The organism is Streptococcus mitis (assembly GCF_946190065.1).
Lineage (GTDB): Bacteria > Bacillota > Bacilli > Lactobacillales > Streptococcaceae > Streptococcus > Streptococcus mitis_DE.
Map to the genome: position 1 here is coordinate 21,370 of NZ_CAMHZD010000021.1, position 21,286 is coordinate 42,655.

Annotated in this window: 20 protein-coding genes and 1 pseudogene; 4 read left to right on the forward strand and 17 right to left on the reverse strand. The window is 40.1% G+C overall.

Annotation, left to right across the window (positions count from 1 at the left end):
• The 16 genes and pseudogenes from OCF96_RS08870 to OCF96_RS08945 all read right to left on the reverse strand — a co-directional run bounded on the left by OCF96_RS08870 (nucleotide 1) and on the right by OCF96_RS08945 (nucleotide 17,353).
• On the reverse strand, nucleotides 1-807 hold the full coding sequence (locus OCF96_RS08870; RefSeq protein ID WP_000950030.1) for a metal ABC transporter permease: 807 nt from the start codon (nucleotides 805-807) through the stop codon (nucleotides 1-3).
• On the reverse strand, nucleotides 800-1,504 hold the full coding sequence (locus OCF96_RS08875; protein ID WP_001269496.1) for a metal ABC transporter ATP-binding protein: 705 nt from the start codon (nucleotides 1,502-1,504) through the stop codon (nucleotides 800-802). The genes OCF96_RS08870 and OCF96_RS08875 overlap by 8 nt, the downstream gene beginning before the upstream one ends.
• A complete protein-coding gene (gene adcR / locus OCF96_RS08880) occupies nucleotides 1,504-1,944 on the reverse strand; it encodes a zinc-dependent transcriptional regulator AdcR (RefSeq protein WP_001249308.1) in 441 nt (146 codons plus the stop codon). Before adcR ends, OCF96_RS08875 begins: the two co-directional genes overlap by 1 nt.
• Nucleotides 1,945-2,092: 148 nt before the next feature.
• On the reverse strand, nucleotides 2,093-3,361 hold the full coding sequence (gene dltD, locus OCF96_RS08885) for a D-alanyl-lipoteichoic acid biosynthesis protein DltD (RefSeq protein ID WP_084928023.1): 1,269 nt from the start codon (nucleotides 3,359-3,361) through the stop codon (nucleotides 2,093-2,095).
• Nucleotides 3,354-3,593 carry a D-alanine--poly(phosphoribitol) ligase subunit DltC gene (gene dltC / locus OCF96_RS08890; RefSeq protein ID WP_000351967.1) on the reverse strand — a complete coding sequence of 80 codons (240 nt, stop codon included), beginning with the start codon at nucleotides 3,591-3,593 and terminating at the stop codon, nucleotides 3,354-3,356. The genes dltD (OCF96_RS08885) and dltC overlap by 8 nt, the downstream gene beginning before the upstream one ends.
• 13 nt (nucleotides 3,594-3,606) lie before the next feature.
• Nucleotides 3,607-4,851 (reverse strand): D-alanyl-lipoteichoic acid biosynthesis protein DltB, encoded by a 1,245-nt coding sequence (gene dltB / locus OCF96_RS08895; RefSeq protein ID WP_261446951.1) that lies wholly within the window; start codon nucleotides 4,849-4,851, stop codon nucleotides 3,607-3,609.
• Entirely contained in the window at nucleotides 4,848-6,398 is a 1,551-nt protein-coding gene (dltA, locus tag OCF96_RS08900; RefSeq protein ID WP_261446952.1) for a D-alanine--poly(phosphoribitol) ligase subunit DltA, read from the reverse strand. The genes dltB (OCF96_RS08895) and dltA overlap by 4 nt, the downstream gene beginning before the upstream one ends.
• A 20-nt stretch (nucleotides 6,399-6,418) precedes the next feature.
• On the reverse strand, nucleotides 6,419-6,550 hold the full coding sequence (locus OCF96_RS08905) for a teichoic acid D-Ala incorporation-associated protein DltX (RefSeq protein ID WP_004262018.1): 132 nt from the start codon (nucleotides 6,548-6,550) through the stop codon (nucleotides 6,419-6,421).
• A gap of 449 nt (nucleotides 6,551-6,999) precedes the next feature.
• The gene (dltD, locus tag OCF96_RS08910) at nucleotides 7,000-8,172 is read right to left on the reverse strand and encodes a D-alanyl-lipoteichoic acid biosynthesis protein DltD (protein ID WP_261038936.1); all 1,173 of its coding nucleotides are present in this window, start codon (nucleotides 8,170-8,172) and stop codon (nucleotides 7,000-7,002) included.
• A 47-nt stretch (nucleotides 8,173-8,219) separates the two neighbouring features.
• Nucleotides 8,220-9,374, reverse strand: coding sequence for a D-alanyl-lipoteichoic acid biosynthesis protein DltB (gene dltB / locus OCF96_RS08915; RefSeq protein WP_261446953.1), 1,155 nt, complete (start codon nucleotides 9,372-9,374; stop codon nucleotides 8,220-8,222).
• Between the two features lie 254 nt (nucleotides 9,375-9,628).
• Nucleotides 9,629-10,119 (reverse strand): annotated as a pseudogene (locus OCF96_RS08920) (transposase); the annotation flags it as partial.
• Nucleotides 10,120-10,209: 90 nt separating this feature from the next.
• Complete coding sequence (locus OCF96_RS08925) at nucleotides 10,210-11,388, reverse strand: ryptide export MFS transporter (protein WP_261446954.1); 1,179 nt, start codon at nucleotides 11,386-11,388, stop codon at nucleotides 10,210-10,212.
• Nucleotides 11,389-11,615: 227 nt separating this feature from the next.
• A complete protein-coding gene (locus OCF96_RS08930) occupies nucleotides 11,616-12,320 on the reverse strand; it encodes an MIP/aquaporin family protein (protein WP_000980817.1) in 705 nt (234 codons plus the stop codon).
• A 69-nt stretch (nucleotides 12,321-12,389) separates the two neighbouring features.
• Nucleotides 12,390-14,216, reverse strand: coding sequence for a type 1 glycerol-3-phosphate oxidase (gene glpO / locus OCF96_RS08935; RefSeq protein WP_261047312.1), 1,827 nt, complete (start codon nucleotides 14,214-14,216; stop codon nucleotides 12,390-12,392).
• Nucleotides 14,217-14,257: 41 nt separating this feature from the next.
• Nucleotides 14,258-15,766, reverse strand: a complete 1,509-nt coding sequence (gene glpK, locus OCF96_RS08940) for a glycerol kinase GlpK (protein WP_000076788.1) — start codon at nucleotides 15,764-15,766, stop codon at nucleotides 14,258-14,260.
• 159 nt (nucleotides 15,767-15,925) lie between these two features.
• Nucleotides 15,926-17,353 carry a helix-turn-helix domain-containing protein gene (locus OCF96_RS08945; protein WP_261446955.1) on the reverse strand — a complete coding sequence of 476 codons (1,428 nt, stop codon included), beginning with the start codon at nucleotides 17,351-17,353 and terminating at the stop codon, nucleotides 15,926-15,928.
• 164 nt (nucleotides 17,354-17,517) lie between these two features.
• On the opposite strand from OCF96_RS08945, the gene hslO reads away from it, so the two are divergent.
• Genes hslO through OCF96_RS08960 form a run of 3 tightly spaced genes read left to right on the forward strand, consistent with a single transcriptional unit; the run spans nucleotide 17,518 to nucleotide 19,904 of the window.
• Complete coding sequence (hslO, locus tag OCF96_RS08950) at nucleotides 17,518-18,390, forward strand: Hsp33 family molecular chaperone HslO (protein WP_049499132.1); 873 nt, start codon at nucleotides 17,518-17,520, stop codon at nucleotides 18,388-18,390.
• On the forward strand, nucleotides 18,377-19,357 hold the full coding sequence (gene dusB / locus OCF96_RS08955) for a tRNA dihydrouridine synthase DusB (protein WP_000183317.1): 981 nt from the start codon (nucleotides 18,377-18,379) through the stop codon (nucleotides 19,355-19,357). The genes hslO and dusB overlap by 14 nt, the downstream gene beginning before the upstream one ends.
• A gap of 1 nt (nucleotide 19,358) precedes the next feature.
• Nucleotides 19,359-19,904: a cysteine hydrolase family protein gene (locus OCF96_RS08960; protein ID WP_261274262.1), complete on the forward strand. Its 546-nt coding sequence runs from the start codon at nucleotides 19,359-19,361 to the stop codon at nucleotides 19,902-19,904.
• A gap of 69 nt (nucleotides 19,905-19,973) precedes the next feature.
• Here the strand turns inward: OCF96_RS08960 and OCF96_RS08965 are convergent, their stop codons facing one another.
• Nucleotides 19,974-20,672 carry a hypothetical protein gene (locus OCF96_RS08965; protein WP_261446956.1) on the reverse strand — a complete coding sequence of 233 codons (699 nt, stop codon included), beginning with the start codon at nucleotides 20,670-20,672 and terminating at the stop codon, nucleotides 19,974-19,976.
• Between the two features lie 277 nt (nucleotides 20,673-20,949).
• Here OCF96_RS08965 and OCF96_RS08970 point away from each other — a divergent pair, with 277 nt between their 5' ends.
• Nucleotides 20,950-21,180: a hypothetical protein gene (locus OCF96_RS08970; protein ID WP_261017956.1), complete on the forward strand. Its 231-nt coding sequence runs from the start codon at nucleotides 20,950-20,952 to the stop codon at nucleotides 21,178-21,180.
• The last annotated feature ends 106 nt before the right edge of the window (nucleotides 21,181-21,286 follow it).

Sequence of the window (21,286 nt, forward strand, 5' to 3'; positions counted from 1 at the left end):
CTATTTGATAAAACGTCTTACTAAACTGATGAGTAAAAAGACAGTTACAAAAATAATGGTAATACTTGCACTTGCAGGTGTTTCTGCATAGTAGGAAATGTAAAGTCCTGCTACCATTCCCAAAAATCCAATCGCACTGGCAAGCAACATAACCGATTTAAAGTTTTTCCCCAGACGAAGGGCAATACTAGCTGGCAAGACCATAATAGTCGATACCAGAAGAGCTCCCGCAGCTGGAATCATAAGGGCAATGGCCACCCCCGTCACCATGTTAAAAAGAATGGACATGGTACGAACAGGCAAGCCGTCCACAAAGGCCGTATCCTCATCAAAGGTCAGGATATACATCGGACGCAAGAAGAGGAAGGTCAAAATCAAAACAACCGCCGCAATGACAAAGAGAGAAATGACCTGTTCCTCGCTAATCGTCACGATTGAACCAAAAAGGTACTGGTCCAAACTCATAGAACTAGAGCTTTTGCCCTTACTCATGACAATCAGAGAAACAGCCAGACCTGTTGACATGAGGATAGCTGTCCCGATTTCCATAAAGCTCTTGTAAACCGTACGGAGATACTCCAAAAAGACCGCCGCAATCAAGACAATAGCAATAGTGGAAATAGTCGGAGAAATCCCCAGAACCAAACCAAAGGCTACACCTGAAAGCGAGACGTGACTGAGGGTATCACTCATCAAACTCTGACGACGCAAGATAAGGAAGGTCCCAAGAACTGGCGAGAAAAGACTCATAGCAATAACGGCCAGAAAGGCACGCTGCATAAAATCATAAGATAACAAACTAAGCATGACCCACCTCCTGATCATTCTCATGAACGTTGAAACAACGCCATGGTGAGTCTTGGTTACGGACTAGATGAATATTGCGGTCCGCATAGTCCTTAACTTCTTCAGGATCATGGGTAATCATCAAAACAGCCTTGCCGTGATGATGGGCGCTGTGATGCATGAGTTCGTAAAATTCATTTTTACTTCCTGCATCCATCCCCGTTGTCGGCTCATCTAGGATAAACACATCTGGATCCGAAGCAAACATACGCGCAATCACCGCTCGCTGCTTTTGCCCCCCAGATAGAGATCCCAAGCGTTTGTCTCGGTGTTCCCACATCCCAACTGAGTCCAGACTAGCCTTGATATGCTCCTCATCATGAGCATTCAAACGACGGAACCAGCCCTTTCGCGGATAGCGACCCGACTTGACAAATTCATAAACCGTACTTGGAAAACCAGCATTAAAACTGGCAATCTGCTGAGGAAGATAGGCTATTCTCAATTTCTTACCTTGCGTATTTGTCTTTGAAATGGTTACCTTGCCAATGCGTGGTTGGAGGATTCCAAGACTGGCCTTGATTAATGTCGTCTTAGCTGCCCCATTCTCCCCTGTCAAGGTAACAAATTCCCCACTATCAACACTATAATTGATATGTTCAAGAACGGGCTCCTTATCATAATAGAAGGATAAATCCTCTACCGTAATATATCTCATTATTTGATTTCTCCTACTAAAGCAGTCAAAAACCGCTGGATCACTTTTTGTTCATTTGGAGTAAACTGAGTCGCCACTTGTTCATAGGTTAAAAGTGTATGCTCATGGTGATGATGATGCTCCTCAGCGATTGGACGAGCCAAATCAGTCAACTGATAAAAAATCACACGCGCATCCTTAGGATCTTTAGATGTTTCCAACATCCCTTCCTTGACCAAAGACTTAATGGCCTTGGTAACTGCCGCCTGACTGACATTGAGGCGACGAGCCAACTCTGAATTTGTTAAAGATTCCTCTGACAAGAGCATGAGAATGTGCTCCTGAGTATTGGTCAGGGCCACCTCGCTAGTACAATGACCTATTAGGATTTCATGTTGGTTTTCCGCCTGTAAAATCACCTCATTTAAAAAGGCATCAATATCCTTAGCTAGCTGTCTCATATCTGACTCCTTTCCTTTTGGATTTCTCTTTTTTAAGAGAAAATACTATTCTTTGAAATTATTTACTGGTTAATTATATCACAACCAAAAAAAGAGTCAAGAAAAAACGTGAAAGCTAGTTTCATTCTTAAACTCTTCTTTCATTCCCCTATTGAAATTCTTTGACATCTCCATCGTATGTCGCCCAGTCTTTGCTGAAAAAGCGCTCATTCAGATGGTAAGTCGGAGCTGGTGTGGGATTGGATAGGAAAGGATCAACTGCCTTGTCAAAAGCTAACCAACCCAACCAACCAAGGTGAATGGTATCCTTCATAAAGAAAGGCTCCCCACCATCTTTAGAAAAATCTGCTATATTGGTAAAACCTTGACTTTCTAACTGATAGCGAATCTTCTGTACCGTTTGTTGGTACATATTTTCATCCAATCCTGTAAAATCCATCCATTTTTTATTTACGGGAGGAATCACAAACATTACATTGACCTTTGATTTGGCAAACTGATTTAGAACTAACTGCAAGTCACTGTACTCGGATGATTTAAGGTAATTATAACTAGTCTGTGATCCTTTTAACTTTTTCAAATAGTCTCTGATTTGTGTATCATAGAAATGATTATCTATACTAAATTCATTATTAGAAGTATTTTTTTCTGCATCTGCTTTGACAGCATCTTCTATTTTTTGATAAGAAAACTGGTCTGGAATAGTATTCAAATATTTATCAACATGTTCTTTATATTTCAACCACTGTCTGATTGAGAACTGTCCAAAAAAATTTGCTTGTTTCTGATTGATTAGAGCGCTAATCTTTATACGAATATGATCGAACTCTGAAAGAGACTCATTATTAGCAATTTTTTGTATTATATCTTTCATTGATACATTTGGAAACTGTTTTAATAATCTCTTAGATGCATGCTGACTACTAATATCTCCTGATTGATTTTCTAAAAAGGAAGTTAATTGGTCACTATTAAAATACGATTGAAATACTGCAGATTCATAATCTTTTTCTGTAAACCATTGGGGAGATATAACAAATACGACTTGCTTATTCTCTATTTCTGGCAACATCTGTTGCATTCCAAAATACTGGTTTAGCGATGCAGCTCCACTCTGTCCTAAAAGATAAGGACGATAGGAGCGATTGTATTTCTCAGCCAATACTGCAGGATGAGCACCATCAAAACGAAGCCACTCACTTGAACCAAAGAAAGGTATAAATCGGATAGAAGTATCAGACAAAGCTTTTGATTTTTGATTTCGTTCTCTAAAACTTTCTGCAGTAACAGAAGCTGCCGAATGCTTTTCAGATACAATGTCATGTCTAATACTTGCAGGATAATAGCATATAACCAAAATAACCAACAAGCCAGCTATCAAGACCGGTCCGAAGATCATCCATAAGCGTTTAAGCATTTTGTAGCTCCACAATACCAGCTATGATTTTATTAGCTGTATTCCAGTCGTCGCGACCAAACTCTGTAACAGGAACACGAATGTCAAAGCGGTTTTCAATCTCCACAATCAACTCAACCGTTCCCATACTATCCAAGACACCTGCATCAAAAAGATCTTCATCCATCATGTCAGAAACATCTTCCATAAACAACTCATCAATAATTTCGATAACTTCTGATTTGATATCCATATTTTATTTCCTTTTATTTTTTAAACCATAGATCATTCAAGAATCCAGAAAAGATTAAGAATGACAGCATGACGACATGGAAGGTGACAACCATGCCAAGCAACTGAATCCAGCGATTCTCAGGTAAAGCAGACTTCCCTGCTTTTTTCCGTTCCTTATTGAGTGTTTTTTTCTTACGAACCCAAGCGTCATTGACGACCAGCCCAATCCCATGAAAGAGTCCATAGGCGATATAGTACCAGGTCACTCCATGCCAAAATCCCATAATCAGCATATTTACAATGTAGGCCACACTTGAGGTTACATTACGATTCTTAAAGACCTTCTTTCTGGTCAACACCATCACCATTCGCATAAAGACAAAGTCACGGAACCAGAAAGAAAGACTCATGTGCCAACGATTCCAAAACTCTTTTAAATCCCTTGATAAAAAGGGTTTGTTAAAGTTGATGGGGCTACGGATTCCCATCAAGTTTGAGATGGCTAAGGCAAACATAGAGTAACCTGCAAAGTCAAAGAAGAGCTCCAGACCAAAGGTATACATGACCGCTAAAACATAGAGATTAAAGAAACCACCTGACTGCAGGGCTAGATTCTTCAGAGGAGGCAACAAAGTCTCTCCGAGAATATGGGCCAAGATAAACTTGTAGAGAAAGCCCCACATGATATAGCGAACAGATTCATCCAGCATATCCATCAACTCATCCCGCTCAGGAATGGTCTGATAATTTTCATTAAATCGCTTAAAGCGATCGATTGGGCCACTTGAAAAGGTCGGCATGAAGAGAAGGAAACGGAGGAATTCCCAGAGGGTAAAATCCTTAATCACTCCATCTCTCAGCTCGATGATAATCCCAACCGAACGAAAGGTCAGGTAAGAAATTCCCAAAAACCCAAGCAAAGACTGCGTTCCATTGATAGCTGGCTGCACCTTGACAAAGATAATCGGAAGGAGGGATAGAAAGCTAACTAGGTAGAAGACCCACTTGCCATCCTTGCTTTTTCGATAATGCTTGTAGAAAAGCAGGAGCACTATTTCCCAGCAAAGGTAAATACCCAAGGCAGCCAACTGATTGGTCTTCCCACCTACCAACATGGTGACGATAAAGAAAAGACTAACCAGTACTTCATACCAGGCAAAGCGTTTCTTGAAAAAGAGACCGATAAAGATGGGCAAGGTTGCAGCAATCACATAGACAAAATACTGAGGATTGCCGTATGGCTCTAAATGAGGAAGCTGTTTAAAGAACTCCATCATCTCCTATTTACCTCATTAATCAATCCTTTGATATCAATTTTTCCATTTGGAGTCAGTGGCAAACTGTCTCGGTAAAGGAATTTAGACGGCATCATGTAGGACATCATGATGTCTGTCAAATCTTCCTTGATGGCCTTAGTAATATCGATATCACGCTCAAACTGCTCACGAACACCATCTTTTAAGATGACATAGGCCAATAGATTTTGCACCTTGTGGTCTTTGTTATAGCGCGGAACAGCGACAGCAGACTCAATATAGCGAGACTTGTTAAGATTTTGAGAGACATCTTCTAACTCAATGCGGTAACCGTTAAACTTAATCTGGAAGTCCATGCGTCCTCCGTAGAGAAGCAAGCCTTCATCTGTCATAGTTCCCACATCTCCTGTATGGTAGGCTGGTAGACCTTCAAACTCAAAGAAGGCTTCCCCTGTTTTTTCAGGATTGTTCATATATCCTTTTGAAACAGCTGGTCCAGAAACAATGATTTCTCCCTGTTCGCCATTTGGCAGTTTATTTCCTTCCTCGTCAATGATAAAGGTTGGAGAATCAGCCTTGGTATAGCCGATTGGTAGACGTTTGAGAGTCGCTAGCATCTCATCTGTCACGGCAACTGCTGACAGGGCCACTGTCGCTTCTGTTGGGCCGTAAGCATTGATAATACGGGCATTTGGGAAACGCTCGCGCAGTTTTTGAGCTGTTTTAACCGTCAATTCTTCGCCATCAAAGTAGAAATGCGTGATTCCAGGCATTTTCTTACTATTAAAGTCTTCAGACAACATGGCCATATCCGCAAAAGAAGGGGTTGATGTCCAGATAGCGATTGGCAATGAAAAGATGGTCGCAAAGAGTTGCTTAAAGTCCTGAGTAATAGCTGAAGGAAGAGCGAAAAGTGTACCACCAAGTGCTAATGTCGGTGCCCAGTACATGACAGACAAGTCAAAAGAATAAGGTGGCTGAGCCAGCATTTGCGGACGACTTGGCGTCGCAAATTCCTTGTCCGTAATCATCCAGTTGGTAAAGCTGAGGAGGTTATCATGTGAAATCTGCACTCCCTTAGGCTTACCAGTTGTACCAGAAGTAAAGATAATGTAGTAGTTATCATCGCCCTTGACTGGATGCGTGATCTCATAGTTATTCTCTTGAGCAAAGGCTTCTTGAACCTGAGCTAGAGTCATCATTGGCGTAGAAACCTGCTCCAATGGAAAATCTGAGATGGCAATAATCAAACTTGGCTCCGCTACTTCTAAAATAGCTGAAACTCGCTCCAAAGCCGAATGGCTATCAATTGGAATGTAGGCATGACCTGACTTAGTCAGCGCTACAAAAGTTGCCAACATCTCATACTCTTGGCCTCCAAAAACAACCACAGGAGACTTCTCAGGCAAGCCTAGTTGGTCAATGGCTGCAGCCAAACTATCCGAATCAGCCTTCAAATCTCCATAAGTGTGTTCCTGCCCCAAAACATTGTAAACAGGATAGCTAGGCTGGGTCTGAGCAAAATGCTCAATGGTTTCAATCATATCTACTATTGGTTTATTTGACATAATAAGGATTCTCCTTCAAGTTAAAATTCATTATAGATAAAGCTTCCTTGACCCTGACCAAGATAGCTAAAAAAGTAAAGTAGCCCTAGAAAGATAATAAAATACAAGGCTGTCCGACCAAAAAAGAGGTACAATTCTTTTCTCTGTTTCATCAAGAAAAACCATTCATTTCTGTAATTTTCGCTAAAATAAAATCAATTTCTTACTAATTTATTTTCTGCTATTATACCACTTTATAGACTAGTTTTTCAATTGTTTACCCGTCTATTTTCACTACGTTTCAGTAACATTAATTTGTTCCACATGATTCTTTCTAATGATAGCTTGAGTGCTTTTCAGTATAGATTATATGGGGGCTACAACAAAGTAGGCTCCATACTACCTATAGAGGATTTCTCCACTATAAATATTATAGAGCCCTATCTTATGTCTCACTTTATCGGTGCAGTTCCCTTTATCTAGAGATTTTTATAGTATGTAATCCTAAAATTCACTATAGATAAATTCTTGAATGTTCGAAAAATCGGTCACAAAACAATAAATCACGATGCTTAAGATAACCGTATAGAAAAATAACGTCCACAAGATTAAACGGTGTGTGTTAGTTAGCTTGGTTTGCAAATTTGTAAAGTTCTTTTTCAACTTCCATCCATCCTTTCACTCCAACGTGCATCACGTCAAATAAAAAGTAATCATCATACTCTCTGTTTCCATAGTTTAGTACTGTTGCACCATGGCCTTTTGCAACATCTTCTATTTTTTTGTAAGTTTTTTCCCGCATCTCTCTTGAAACACCTGTGTAGTCGTTCCACTTCCCGTTTACTGGAAAAATAATGACTTCAACTTCAATTCCCAATTCCTTGGCAACTGTCAAGAAAAGTTCCATATCTGAATACTCTGGTGACTCCAAGTAGCTCAAATTTTTATTAGAATCTTTCAAAGATACATAGCGATCTTTCAAGTAGGTATTGTAGTAGTTGTTATCAACAGCATAGTCATTGTTGTTTGTTTTCTTTTTGACCTCTTCTACAAACTGATCCGTCAGCTGCCCCCAATCATAGTCTGGGGTTTTATCCCCTAGTGAAGGATAATCTGATTTGGCATGTTTTTGATAAAAAGTCTGTTTGAGTTTAAAGGAATAAATCGCATTATCGAACTCCAATAGTTTTTTATCAACAATCATTCCTTTCTCATCTATGAAATAACTTTTGTATTTTTTGTAGATGTCATTTTGTTGCTTGTTTCCCTTGGTAATATCAATAATCCGATTGATTAATTTTTTTTTCGTTTCCTTACTAATCTTATCATTATCTAGCATGTGGAAAATATGTTCCTGAGAAGCCTTGTTCAAAAAGGCATCTTGATGAGTCCCATCTTTTTCAAACCACTGAACAGACTCTACTATAGCTACTTTTCGCTTACTCATAGATCCCTCAATAGAACCCAAGGTCGTAGCCTGAATGATGTTTTGAGAATAGCTGGTCCCAATCTGCATGATATTAAAATCGTTGTAGTTAAAAATTTTATTGGGATGATAGTCTTCATTTATAGTCGCAACCAACTCCGAAGAACCCAATAAAACCAGTGTATTGGCAGTAATATTGCTTGTCAGAATATCTCTACTTTTATACTTTTCATACGAAGTGCTATAGCGAATACTATTATCCTTGACTTTATAATAATCGTCAATCTTCTTGACGTATGTCACATTTAAAAGGGCAAGCGTCGCAATTACGAGCACAAGCGATAGCAAAAATGCTTTTAGTTTAATCATCTCGTTTTATCCTATCCCTTCGATTCGTCCAATCTCTTTTCAATTTCTTATCTCTTTAAAATCGTAAGTAAGATTTTATAGGGTTCACCTGAAAAGATAAAGAAACCAATCATAACCAAATTCATGGTCACAAACCAACTTAGTAGCTTATACCAGTTTTTATTTTTATTTTTCTTATAAAAATTGCTTTTCTTTTGATATATTTCAAATCCAGCCATCAAAACTCCGTGGTAAAAGCCATAAACAATGTAGCTAACACTAAGACCATGCCAAAAGCCCATGACCAACATATTGACCATATAGGCATAGGTTGCATTGTGTAGTCTATTTTTAAACCATTTTTTTCTAATAACCTGCATCAAAACTCTTGAAAATACGAAATCTCTCAACCAGGTTGACAAGGTGATATGCCATCTGGTCCAGAAATCCTTGATATCAACACTCAAGAAAGGTTTGTTAAAGTTCATCGGTGTCTGAATACCTAAAATATTACTACTTCCAACGGCCATTAGACTATAACCTGCAAAGTCGAAGAACAGATACAGGGTATAGAGGTACATATATTTGATTGAGTAGACGACTGTGCTAGTATTATTTAGAGCGAGTAACATCTGGTAAACATAGGTTGATAAAACAACCTTGTAAAGAAGGCCTAGAACGATACGATAAACACCGTCACCTGCCAGCTCTAGATACTCTTTTCGTGGCATGACATCGTTTATCTCTTTTAAAAATCTCCTACTCCGATCAATCGGACCAGCACTAACTGTTGGGAAAAAGAGTAGAAACTGAAGATAATCTTTTATATTGATTTTTTCTTTAATCAAACCATCCGATATTTCCAGCATGATTTGTATTGTTTTAAAGGACATATAAGAAATCCCAATAAAAGCCAACAGATGCAGAGAAGTCAAGGCAAAGACTTTATTAAGCACCAAAGGCAGAATGGAAAGAAAAACAAGAGGTTTCAACCGCTTTGCTTCCATCCTTTGTGCTAGAAAAACTATCAAATATTGGTAAACGACAAAGGCGAGTAAATAGACAATCATCGCTCTACTCTTGCCATAAATAGCTCCTGTAAATAAGAGGGAGAGAACCAAAATATAGTAGTCCTTACGTTTTTCAAAAAAGTTTACCACAAAACCAATCAGTAAAACTACAAACAAGAGAAGGAAGAATTCATTCCCCTCGAAATAATTCATACCAGCCAAACTCCTTTTTTCTTTTTATCATCTCCTGATTTATCTTTTTAGGATTAGCTCCTATCATATCACCAAGGATAGTTAACTCCATTCATTATACCATAATTTAAAAACTATAAATACTTCTATTTTCTAATTTTTTAAAATAAAAAATCCAACTGACTCTTAGTACTGAATCCCAATAATGAGACAAAATTATTCACACCATAAATAAAATTCAAGAACAAAAAATTGATGAAGGAACCAGTGAAGAATTCTGCCTTTCTAGCTGTAAGGCTTCGTCCCTTTCCTATAACTCTTTTAACTTTTTTCGGTAAGCTATCTCAGTACGTAAGTGTTCATTCTCCTCCTGAAGTCATTCTAATTCTGTCATTTCTTCACAAGTTTTCTTCTGTTTACGTCCCATTTTAGCTAACCTTCCTCTTGTTTTCTCAGCAATAGTATACCTGTTTTTCCTGTATTGTGCCAGCCAATTTGGAAGCATTCCTTGGTTTGGGAGGGCATAATCAAGACTAACACTTCCTTGCGAACGACCTTCAAGAAGAACTTTATCAATCATTTTTTGTTTTAATTCTGGAGAATAATAGCGATTCTGCCCTTTCTTGACAATTTCAATCCTATAACGATCACTCAAACTAAATATGTACGTTAGTTTAGAAATACCTACTCCAAATATAGTGGAAAGTTGCTCTAAGCTAATTCCTTGTTTTTTTAGTTCATGGATTTGAACTTTCTCTTCATAAATTCAATTTCATAATAAAACACACAATATCAAGTTTTTCAACACCTGATACTATGCGCTTTTCTGATTTTTAAAGACTTCTTACCCGGTCTCTCATTTAAAATAGTCCCGTCTGATATAAATTAAAATAGCTTCTATCATCAGACAGATGGCTGATAGCCAAAAACTTATGCTAATACCAAAACTCTCAGTAATATAGCTCATTAGCAAAACAAATACTGAAAATGCTAATGTCGAAATCACTTCAAGAACGGAATAGACATTAACCAAGTTATTTTCCTCTACTGTTTCCTGAAGAAATACAGTTTCAGGAACTTCTTTTAGCTGCGATAACATACCAACTAAAGCTGAAAATAATAAAAACATCTGTGCGTTTGGAAAATATAGAATAGTCAGTGTCACTATTGCCATAGCTACAAGAGGAAAAAGAATACTTTCCCATTTAGCAGCAAGGAACTTTTCAGATAGCCTAAAAGCAATTAAGCCACTAATTATAATACCAATAGAGTATGCTGTATTAGAATATCCCCAGTAACTTTCCGTTTTATTTAATAACTCAGTTACAAAGACAAGTATGATAGACGAAACCCAAATCGTATTTGAGAAAATTTCAAATAAATTTGCTGATACAAAAAGTCTTAATCTAGGATCTCTAGCAACTAACTTCCAACCTTTGAGCAAAATTTCAAGATTTGTCTCTGACTCTAGCACCTCCACTTCAGCCTTAGGAAGAAATAACATCAGAAAGCTAGAAATTATATACAACATCAAAATTATAAACGTGGTTGGTAACAGACCAATTGTTGCAAACAAGAGTCCACCTAACCCCCACCCCACCAATTGAACGGCTTCACCACTCATTGATAAGGCTGAGTTAGCCTTGCCCAAATCGGTCGCATAGCGCGGCACAATAGCATAGGAAACGGGTGCTGCAAAACCATCTAATATGGAAATTGCAACAACAAATAGATAGATCACCAAAGGCGCTACTGATTGCATTACGGTAAACATTCCTACCAGTATCGCCAATAATATAGTCTTTCCAAATTGGGATAAAGATAAAACCCTATTTAGCGCTATCCTTTTAGTAACTAAAGGAACTAAAAGACTTGCAACAAAAGAGGATATCCCTATTAAAATGGGAACTAGTGATGTGGCAATTACTGATTTTGAAATAATGTATATGTTAGCAATGATTGTTACTCTAAAGAAAATATCTGCTAAATTTGCAAACAATTGAGAGACTAACAATTTGATAAATGAATTAGACATATAGCTCTCCTATCTTAGTTGCCAACTTTGGAATTAAAATTTGATTTTTAATATTTTAGCATAAAATAGCAGAAAACAAAAGTGAGGTTTTTTACATGAGAAAGCAAAAGCTAGTGCCTTTATTCTTCCTATTTTTTGAAGGAATTATTATCGTTGGAGGCTAGCTCTAAGAAGTTATACTCAATGAAAAAAGCCTGAGATACTCATCTCAAGCTCTATTTTCTAAATTAGAAAAGTGAGAATACGAGAACGGCCAAGGCTGCTCCGATAACAGGTCCCACAACAGGAATCCAGGCATAAGACCAGTCTCCGTCTCCCTTGTTTGAAATTGGCAAAATGCTATGCATGATACGAGGTCCAAGGTCACGCGCAGGGTTCAAGGCATAACCTGTTGTCCCACCTAGTGATAGACCGATACCGACAATCAAAGTCCCCACTGCAAAGGTTCCGATTCCTGCTTGAAGGTCATAAAGTCCCAAAGCAAAGATTGTCAATACCAATACAAAGGTGCCAAGGATTTCGCTGATCAAGTTTGATACAGTATCTTTGATGGCTGGTCCAGTACTGAAGGTTGCCAGGATATTTCCTGCATTTTCTTCTGCCTCATAGTGAGGTTTGAATTGCAACCAAACCAAAATCTGACCGAGCATAGCCCCTGCGAACTGGGCTAGGATATAAGGGAATACTGATGCCCAAGGCAAGTCACCTTTTAAAGCCACACCAATTGTCACAGCTGGATTCAAATGAGCTGGACTGAGTTTTCCAGATACAAAGACTGCAACTGCAACTGCAATCCCCCAACCCATCGTAATCACAATCCAACCTGAGCTGTTGCTCTTGGTTTTTGGAAGAACAACACCAGCAACAACACCATTTCCTAGAAGAATTAGGATTAAAGTCCCTAGAAATTCTCCAAATAATTCATTCATCATCTTTCTGTCTCCATTAAAAAGAAGGGGCGGGCGACAAGGAAGCCTGCCCTCCACCTCTTTGATTTTTTCTTAATTTTTTAATTCTGCTAAATCATTGTTAGCGAGAGCCGCTTCGACATCCGCACGGTAAGTTGCTTTCTCATCTTCTGTCCAGTCATAGAATCGTCCCATTTCATCCAAAACTGGCTCAACGATGCTATCCAAGCTATCACGCATAAAGAGCATGTGGTTGGTACGACGAAGAAGGAAGTCAACTGGGCTAAGAGCCAACTCATTGCGCATTGCATAGTGAAGGGACAAGGTATCCGCCAAGCTGAGTCCTGGTGCTTGTTCCAAGCTGTGAGCAAGGGCAAAGACCTTCGGTGCATTTGAACCGTAAAGATTTGCTAGGTAATGAGCTTCCTTGCTATCCAAACCACGTGACACTCCAAGTTGCGCAAAGGCTTCGATTTCTGAGTCTACATTTGCTGGGTTCAATTCTCCACCTGAAACAGGATATGTCTTAGAGTTGATGAGTTTAAAGCTGCGATCAAATTCTGCTTTGAGGATGTCAACCACACGCTCCATAGCTCCTTCAGCCATCTTACGGTAGTCTGTGATTTTACCACCAGCAAGAGTCAAGAGACCATTGTCATCACGGTCCAAGCTCGAACCACGTGAAACTGCAGATGGGTCCAAATGTTTCTCAGAGGTACTGCTTTCAAGCTTGCTGACAGCAGACTCAACATCTTCACGCGTTTTTTCTTTAGAGAGATAAGATTCAACAGTAGCAATCAAGTTGTTAAAGCTTTCATCACTGATGGTTCCGTTATTTCCTCCATTGTAGTCAGAAGCGCTATTGCCTGCGATCAATGGACGAAGACCTGCCCAGCTACTTTCGATATCATCAATGGTGATGTTGGCTTCTGGGAAGCGGTTGTTGACAATGCCAAGTAGGTAATCTACATCTTCCTGAGTTACTTTTGGATGTTCCAAATCACCTGTGTAGTCTGTATCAGTTGTACCAAAGTAAGTCTTGTTTTCACGTGGGAGAACAAAGACCATACGGCCATCACCCAAACCTGTATCAAAGTAAACTGGCTGTGAAACCTTGATCTTGCTTGAGTCCACTACCAAGTGAACTCCCTTAGTTGGACGCATTTGTGAGAATTGTGTTCCCTTATTAGACAAATTGCGCACCTTGTCGCTCCAAGGACCTGTTGTGTTAATCACCAGACGGGCCTTGATTTCAAAGACTTGGTCTGTCAAGAGATCACGAGCTACAACACCTGTAATCTTGCCACTTTCGTCAAAGAGGAAGCCTTCTGCCTTAACATGGTTGGCAATGAGGGCACCGTCTTGGTTGGCACGTTTGATGTTTTCAATCACGAGACGTGCATCGTTGTTACGGAAGTCAAGGTAAACCCCACCTCCTACCAAACCTTCTTTCTTCAAGTTTGGCTGGCGTTCCAAGACTTCTTCCTTACTCAAGACCTTGTTAGCAGCTGGTGTGTTGTTAACTCCTGCCAAAAGGTCGTACAAATCCATAGCTACTTTAAGACGGAAGAGGCTAAAGGTTGCTCCATCTTCATCGTAAACTGGCAAGAGCATTGGGTCCGGTTTTGGAATGTGTGGTGCGATTTGTTGAACCACTGCACGTTCAGAAACTGTATCTGATACTACTTCTACATCAAATTGCTTAAGGTAACGTAGTCCTCCGTGAACCAATTTTGTTGAACGACTGGATGTTCCTTCTGCGAAGTCCTGCATTTCAATCAAACCAGTATCTAGACCACTAGCTGCTGCCTGCAAGGCTACACCAGCCCCTGTAATTCCTCCACCGATAATCAAGAGGTCCAAGGTACGTTCCTGCATTTTTTGAATTGATAATTCACGTGTTTTCTTTGAAAATTCCATATTTACACACTTTCTAACTAAGTCGCTTTATTCTTCCAGTATTAGTCGTCTACTTCCGCAAAGACTTGCGTTGCTTTTACAGCCTTCTTCCAGCCCTTGTAGAGTTGTTCCTTGCGAGATTCGTTCATCGATGGTTCAAAGAGTTCTCCTGTCTCGTTCAAGAGTTTCAACTCATCCAAGTCTTTCCAATAGCCCACTGACAAACCTGCTAGGAAGGCTGCCCCTAGAGCTGTTGTTTCCAAGTTTTTGGCGCGTGCGATATCGATTCCCAAAATGTCAGCTTGGAACTGCATGAGGAAATTGTTCATAGCTGCACCACCGTCTACTTTCAAGACTTGGATAGCTGTCTGCGCATCCACTTGCATCGTATCGATGATATCACGGACTTGATAAGCGATAGATTGAAGAGTTGCCTTGATAAAGTCTTCTTTACTTGTTCCACGAGTTAAGCCAAAGACAGAACCGCGGGCATTTTGGTTCCAGTATGGAGCACCTAGACCTGTAAAGGCTGGAACGACATAAACTTCATCATTGTTGTGAGAATCACGAGCGTATTTTTCAGACTCTGGTGAATTTTCTACCATGCGAAGACCGTCACGAAGCCATTGAATGGCACTTCCTGCGATGAAGATAGAACCTTCCAAGGCATAGTAAACCTTACCGTTGATTCCGTAACCAATGGTTGTCAAGAGGTTGTTCTCAGACAACTGCATCTCTTCACCAGTATTCATGATAATGAAAGAACCTGTTCCATAAGTATTCTTGACCATACCAGGCTCAAAGGCCAACTGACCGAAGAGGGCTGCTTGTTGGTCCCCAGCCATACCTGAGATTGGCACTTGTCCACCGTAGAAATGGAATGGCGCTGTCTTACCGTAGATTTCAGAGTTAGAACGAACTTCTGGAAGCATAGCCTTAGGAATGTTGAGGATTTCCAAAATCTCATCATCCCATTTGAGTTCCTTAATGTTATAAAGCATGGTACGGGCTGCATTTGAGTAGTCCGTCACGTGAGCCGCACCGTCAGTCAATTTCCAAACCAACCAAGTGTCAATCGTACCAAAGAGCAATTCTCCCTTTTCAGCTCTCTCTTGCGCACCCTCTACATGGTCCAAAATCCAACGAACTTTAGTAGCAGAGAAGTAAGCATCGATGATCAAACCAGTCTTTTCATGGAATTTTTCCACATAACCTTGGCTTTTTAGTTGCTCAGCCAAAGGAGCAGTTTGGCGTGATTGCCAAACGATAGCGTTGTAGATAGGGAGCCCTGTTTTCTTATCCCAGACAACCGTTGTTTCACGCTGGTTGGTAATCCCGATGGCTTCGATTTGGTTTGGCTTGACACCACTTTCGATGAAAGCTCCAGCAATAACTGACTGAACAGAGTTCCAAATTTCATTGGCATTGTGCTCAACCCAACCTGCCTGAGGGAAAATCTGAGTGAACTCTTTTTGACTCGAGCTAACCTTTTCTCCTTTTTTGTTAAAAATAATGGCACGAGAACTTGTAGTTCCCTGGTCAATGGCCATGATGTATTTTTCTTGTGACATGTGCTGTCCTCCTGATAAAGATCTTGAGGATGTCTCCTCTTTACACTAACTAGTATACAAAATAAAGCGCTTTCTTGTTCATCAACTTTTTTTAATTTTTAAAAAAACGTGAGGAGATTGTGTGAATTTCACAAAAAAGACCTGGAACAACCAAGCCTTTTAAGTGAATAATAACTGACGAATCCCTGCCAAATCTTCCAAATCCAAGTCATTTTTTAAATAATAGACTGGTGTTTGTTCCTTCTTATGAATAGGGTTATTGGTAACCAGCAAATCATAATGCCGAGTACAATCATAGGCTTCAATGGTAATAAAACGATTGTATTCCAAATACCGTTTCAAAATAGCTGCCATCCTTGAAAAGACAAGAAAACCAGATGTCAAATCCAGACCAATCCGCATATGTTGACCACCATTTTCAGCCATATACTCTATCAACTGGAGCCATTCCCAGAGAATTTTCTTATCTAAGTCTGTCCCCTGTTGAAAGGCAGGTAGAGCATGAAAAATCTCCTCTGCTATCTCTTTAAAATTATGTTCCATCAACAAATAAGGATGACGATTCTCTAACTGGTACTTGTAGCGGTCCTGCAAGATATAACCCTTATAGAGATAGACTTGTGCACAAAGTTGACTGAGTTCATAGGTGACATGGTCCTCTGTATAATCCCCCAGCAACTCCTCCTTCTTCATTTCTTGAATCAATTGCGTCAGTAAATCTGCTAACTGCCCTCCAAATCCAAGGATATACTCCATAGTATGAAGAGGAAGAATGCGATGAGATAGGAGGAAAGAGAAGAAAATCATCATCTCCCCATCCTCAGTTCCTAGTGGAATATGTTGCCCAGCGAAAAAGGACGGAGCCTTTCGATGCAAACGAAGGTAGAAAATATTGTCAAAATACCCTCGCATTTTCTCTTCTATGACTTGAAACTGACAGGCATTGACCCGGAGACGTTGTTGACTGATGTGAGACCAGAGAACCAAATCCAATTTCTGACCCGAAGACAAACTTGCACCGCAAATTTCTTCTAGTGTAGCAATCTCCTGTTTTCTCTCTGGTTTCTGCATATGGCCTTCCCATTCCTGACTCGACCAGACCTTGCGGAAAAGACAGAAATAGAAATAGCGAATCTGATGCTCTGGACCTCGCCACCGTCCATTTTGGATGGATAAGTCAAATTCTGACAAAATCTGATTTAGACTAGCCAAGTGGCGACCAAGCGTAGCCTCACTAATCATCAATTCTTGAGCCAGCTGATGGGCCAAAAACTGTTGGTGGTAAAGAAGATAAACAAGAATCTGGTATTTAACAGCATTCTCCAAAAACAGGCTCCGAATATCTCTCCCCTTGGTAGCTGCACCGATTGACAGACGCAGATTTTCATCTTCTAAGGAGATGTTCAGCTCTAAACCACTGTCCAAAGCCTTGTCATTGAGCAGGGTGACATATTTGGTTAGGGTTGCTTTTGAAAATCCTGTTTCCTCCATTACAGCCTTGACAGTCGTCTGAGACTCTTGTAATAGAAAGGAAAGGATTGAAAATTGGCCAGATTCAGCCTTTTCCATCAAGTCTCCTAAATACATTTGTTACCCCTTTCATGTTCTACCTTAAGCATAGCATAAATCTTACAAATGCTGAAATAATCTGTTTCTCTTTTTATTTCCCTGCTAAATTCCCGGTCCATTATCCTGAAAATCAGCAAACACACGGCTCCCCCTTTGGGCATTTTTATGCTAAAATAGTAGCTATGGATAAAATTATTAAAACTATATCAGAAAGCGGAGCCTTTCGTGCTTTTGTCCTTGACAGCACAGAAACCGTCCGCACTGCTCAAGAAAAACACCAAACCCAAGCTAGCTCAACTGTAGCACTTGGTCGAACTCTTATCGCTAGCCAGATTCTCGCAGCCAATGAAAAAGGAAACACTAAACTAACAGTTAAGGTGCTGGGATCTAGCTCCCTAGGTGCTATCATCACCGTCGCTGATACCAAAGGTAACGTCAAAGGCTACGTTCAAAATCCTGGTGTTGACATCAAAAAGACTGCAACTGGTGAAGTTCTAGTTGGACCTTTTGTTGGAAATGGTCAATTCCTCGTTATCACAGACTACGGTACTGGAAATCCTTACAACTCTATGACTCCCCTTATCTCTGGAGAAATTGGTGAAGACCTTGCCTTTTACCTGACTGAAAGCCAACAAACACCTTCAGCAGTCGGTCTCAATGTCCTTTTGGACGAAGAAGACAAGGTCAAGGTTGCAGGTGGTTTCCTAGTCCAAGTCTTGCCGGGAGCCAAGGAAGAAGAGATTGCTCGCTTTGAAAAACGCATCCAAGAAATGCCAGCTATCTCGACCCTTCTCGAAAGTGAAGACCATATCGAAGCCCTCCTCAAGGCTATCTACGGGGACGAGGCCTACAAGCGTCTTTCTGAGGAAGAAATCCGTTTCCAATGTGACTGTAGCCATGAACGCTTTATGAACGCTCTTGCTAGCCTTCCAAGCTCAGACTTACAGGAAATGAAAGAGGAAGACCACGGGGCAGAAATCACTTGTCAATTCTGCCAAACAACTTACAACTTTGATGAACACGACCTGGAGGAACTCATTCGTGACAAATCTTAATACACCCTTTATGATTGGCAATGTTGAGATTCCCAATCGTACCGTTTTAGCGCCCATGGCTGGCGTGACCAACTCAGCCTTTCGTACTATTGCAAAAGAGCTCGGAGCTGGACTCGTTGTCATGGAAATGGTCTCTGACAAGGGAATCCAATACAACAACGAAAAAACCCTGCATATGCTTCATATCGATGAAGGCGAAAACCCTGTTTCTATCCAACTTTTTGGTAGTGATGAAGACAGCCTGGCACGCGCAGCAGAATTCATCCAAGAAAACACCAAAACCGATATCGTGGATATCAACATGGGCTGCCCAGTTAATAAAATCGTGAAGAACGAAGCTGGCGCTATGTGGCTCAAGGACCCAGACAAGATCTACTCTATTATCAACAAGGTTCAATCTGTCCTTGATATTCCACTTACTGTCAAAATGCGTACAGGCTGGTCTGACCCGTCTCTTGCAGTAGAAAATGCCCTCGCTGCTGAAGCTGCAGGTGTTTCTGCCCTTGCTATGCATGGCCGTACCCGCGAACAAATGTATACGGGTCATGCAGACCTTGAGACCCTTCACAAGGTCGCTCAAGCTTTGACCAAGATTCCATTCATCGCCAACGGTGACATCCGTACGGTCCAAGAAGCCAAACAACGCATCGAAGAAGTTGGTGCTGACGCAGTTATGATTGGCCGCGCTGCCATGGGAAATCCTTACCTCTTCAACCAAATCAACCACTACTTTGAAACAGGAGAAATCCTACCTGATTTGACCTTTGAGGACAAGATGAAAATCGCCTACGAACATTTGAAACGCTTAATTAACCTCAAAGGAGAAAACGTAGCAGTTCGTGAATTCCGTGGACTCGCTCCTCACTACCTCCGTGGAACATCTGGCGCAGCCAAACTCCGTGGAGCCATTTCACAAGCTAGCACTCTGGCAGAGATTGAGGCTCTCTTGCAATTGGATAAGGCTTAAAATGGTTCATACTGCTCTACTGATTATCGATATGCAAAAAGCATTTGATAACCCTATCTGGGGAGAACGGAACAACCCTCAAGCTGAACAACAAGCATTGAGGGTACTGGCATACTTTCGTAAACATGCTCTTCCAGTCTTACATGTTCAACACATATCTGACAATCCCCAGTCGCAATTTCATAACAAACAAAATCAGGAGTTTAAAAGTGGATTTGAGCCAGTTACTGCAGAAACTGTCTTTCAAAAAACGGTTAATAGCGCCTTCATTGGAACAAATCTTGAAACATATTTACGAAAAAATCAGATTTGTCATTTAGTCGTTGTTGGTTTGACCCTGCCTCATTGTGTATCTACTACGACACGAATGGCAGCAAATCTTGGTTTTGAAGTCACTTTACTAGCAGATGCTACTGCCAGTTTTACCCTATCTAACAAAAACGATCAGACCATCTCTCCTGAGACTATCCATGAGATTAATCTCCTTTCTCTACAAGATGAGTTTGCTCAAATTCTTACTACAGAAGAATTTTTAACCCAAGTATAAAATAATCCGTCAACTCTTATTGAGCTGACGGATTTTCTTTGATTGTAAAAATTCAAATACTGAGAGCTATTATTGACTCAAAGCAACACTGGAAACCTTACCATCCGCTCCTGTTGTAATTTGGATGACTTTTCCTCCACCAATTTTGGCATTATACTTACCATCATCAAGAGTGTAAGAGTAACCTCTGATAGAATAGTTTTCTTTCTTTCCATCGGAAGATTCTACTGTAAATTGACCACCTGATGAAACTGTGATGGTTTCGCCATTGGCTCCCTTCCAGTTGCCCGCTGCAGCTGAGAAATCACCATCAACCATGGTTAAGACACCCTTATAGCGTTTATTTTGCTCTGCCTGTTTGTCTTGAAGTTTGCGGTCAGTTGTAGGATCATAGCTTGATTGGTTAGACTGGGCTTGAGGAGCCTGTTGAGTTGAAGGAGCCTGAGCAGGAGTCTGTTTACTAGCCGCCTGTTGATTAGACACTTCTTGACCTTGTCTTTGCTCTGGTGCAGGTGCCGCTTGTGATGGCGTTGCAGTTGCTGCAGACTGGTCAGTAGCTGTCTTGGCCTTTTCAGATGAAGCTGAACTTGAGGACTTCTGAGTCTTGCTTTCTTTGCTAGCAGAAGCTGCTTTAGAGCTTGATGATTGGCTTGTCTTAGCAGAACTGCTTGCTTGAGTTGTTTCCTTTTTATTTCCACAAGCTCCTAACAGCAAGGTAGAAGCCAATACAGTTGCTGCCATCAATTTGATATATGTTTTCTTTTTCATTTTTCTACCCCTTTGTAATATTTTAGAAATATAAAGAAATCTTTTTGTAATATAATTGTAACATTGTAATTTAAATATGTCAACAATTTATCTAAACTATTTTAAAAATCTTAAATACTTTAGATACATTTACTCCTCCTACTCTTCTATTCGTAATAAAACAGAAAAACAGGAGATTTTCCTATTAAAAATTTGAATTTATTTTTTGTAATCGCTTGCAATTTTAAGTACAAAGGAATATAATAACATTGAAATAGAATATAGGAGGTGCACTCTTATGCTAAATAAGTATTACAAGTATCTGCCTTGGTTGATTTTGGTAGCTATTGGCTCTTATCAATCAGCCGCTTACTATGCGCGAACTGCATTTGATGTGTTTTATCTGACTACAATCTTTTTGATTTTCTATATCGCTTTGTTAGTTTTGCATGAGAAATATCTCAAACAACGATACAAAGACTTCTTTACTCACTTGTTGAGTAATTCTAAGAAAGATAGCCATCCCTAAAACAGTCGCAACAGCAAATCAAACTAATAAGGCTCTATAATATTTGTAGTGGGTAAATCCCCTATAGATATTATGGAGCCTATTTTTGTGTAGAAAAAAAGTCCCA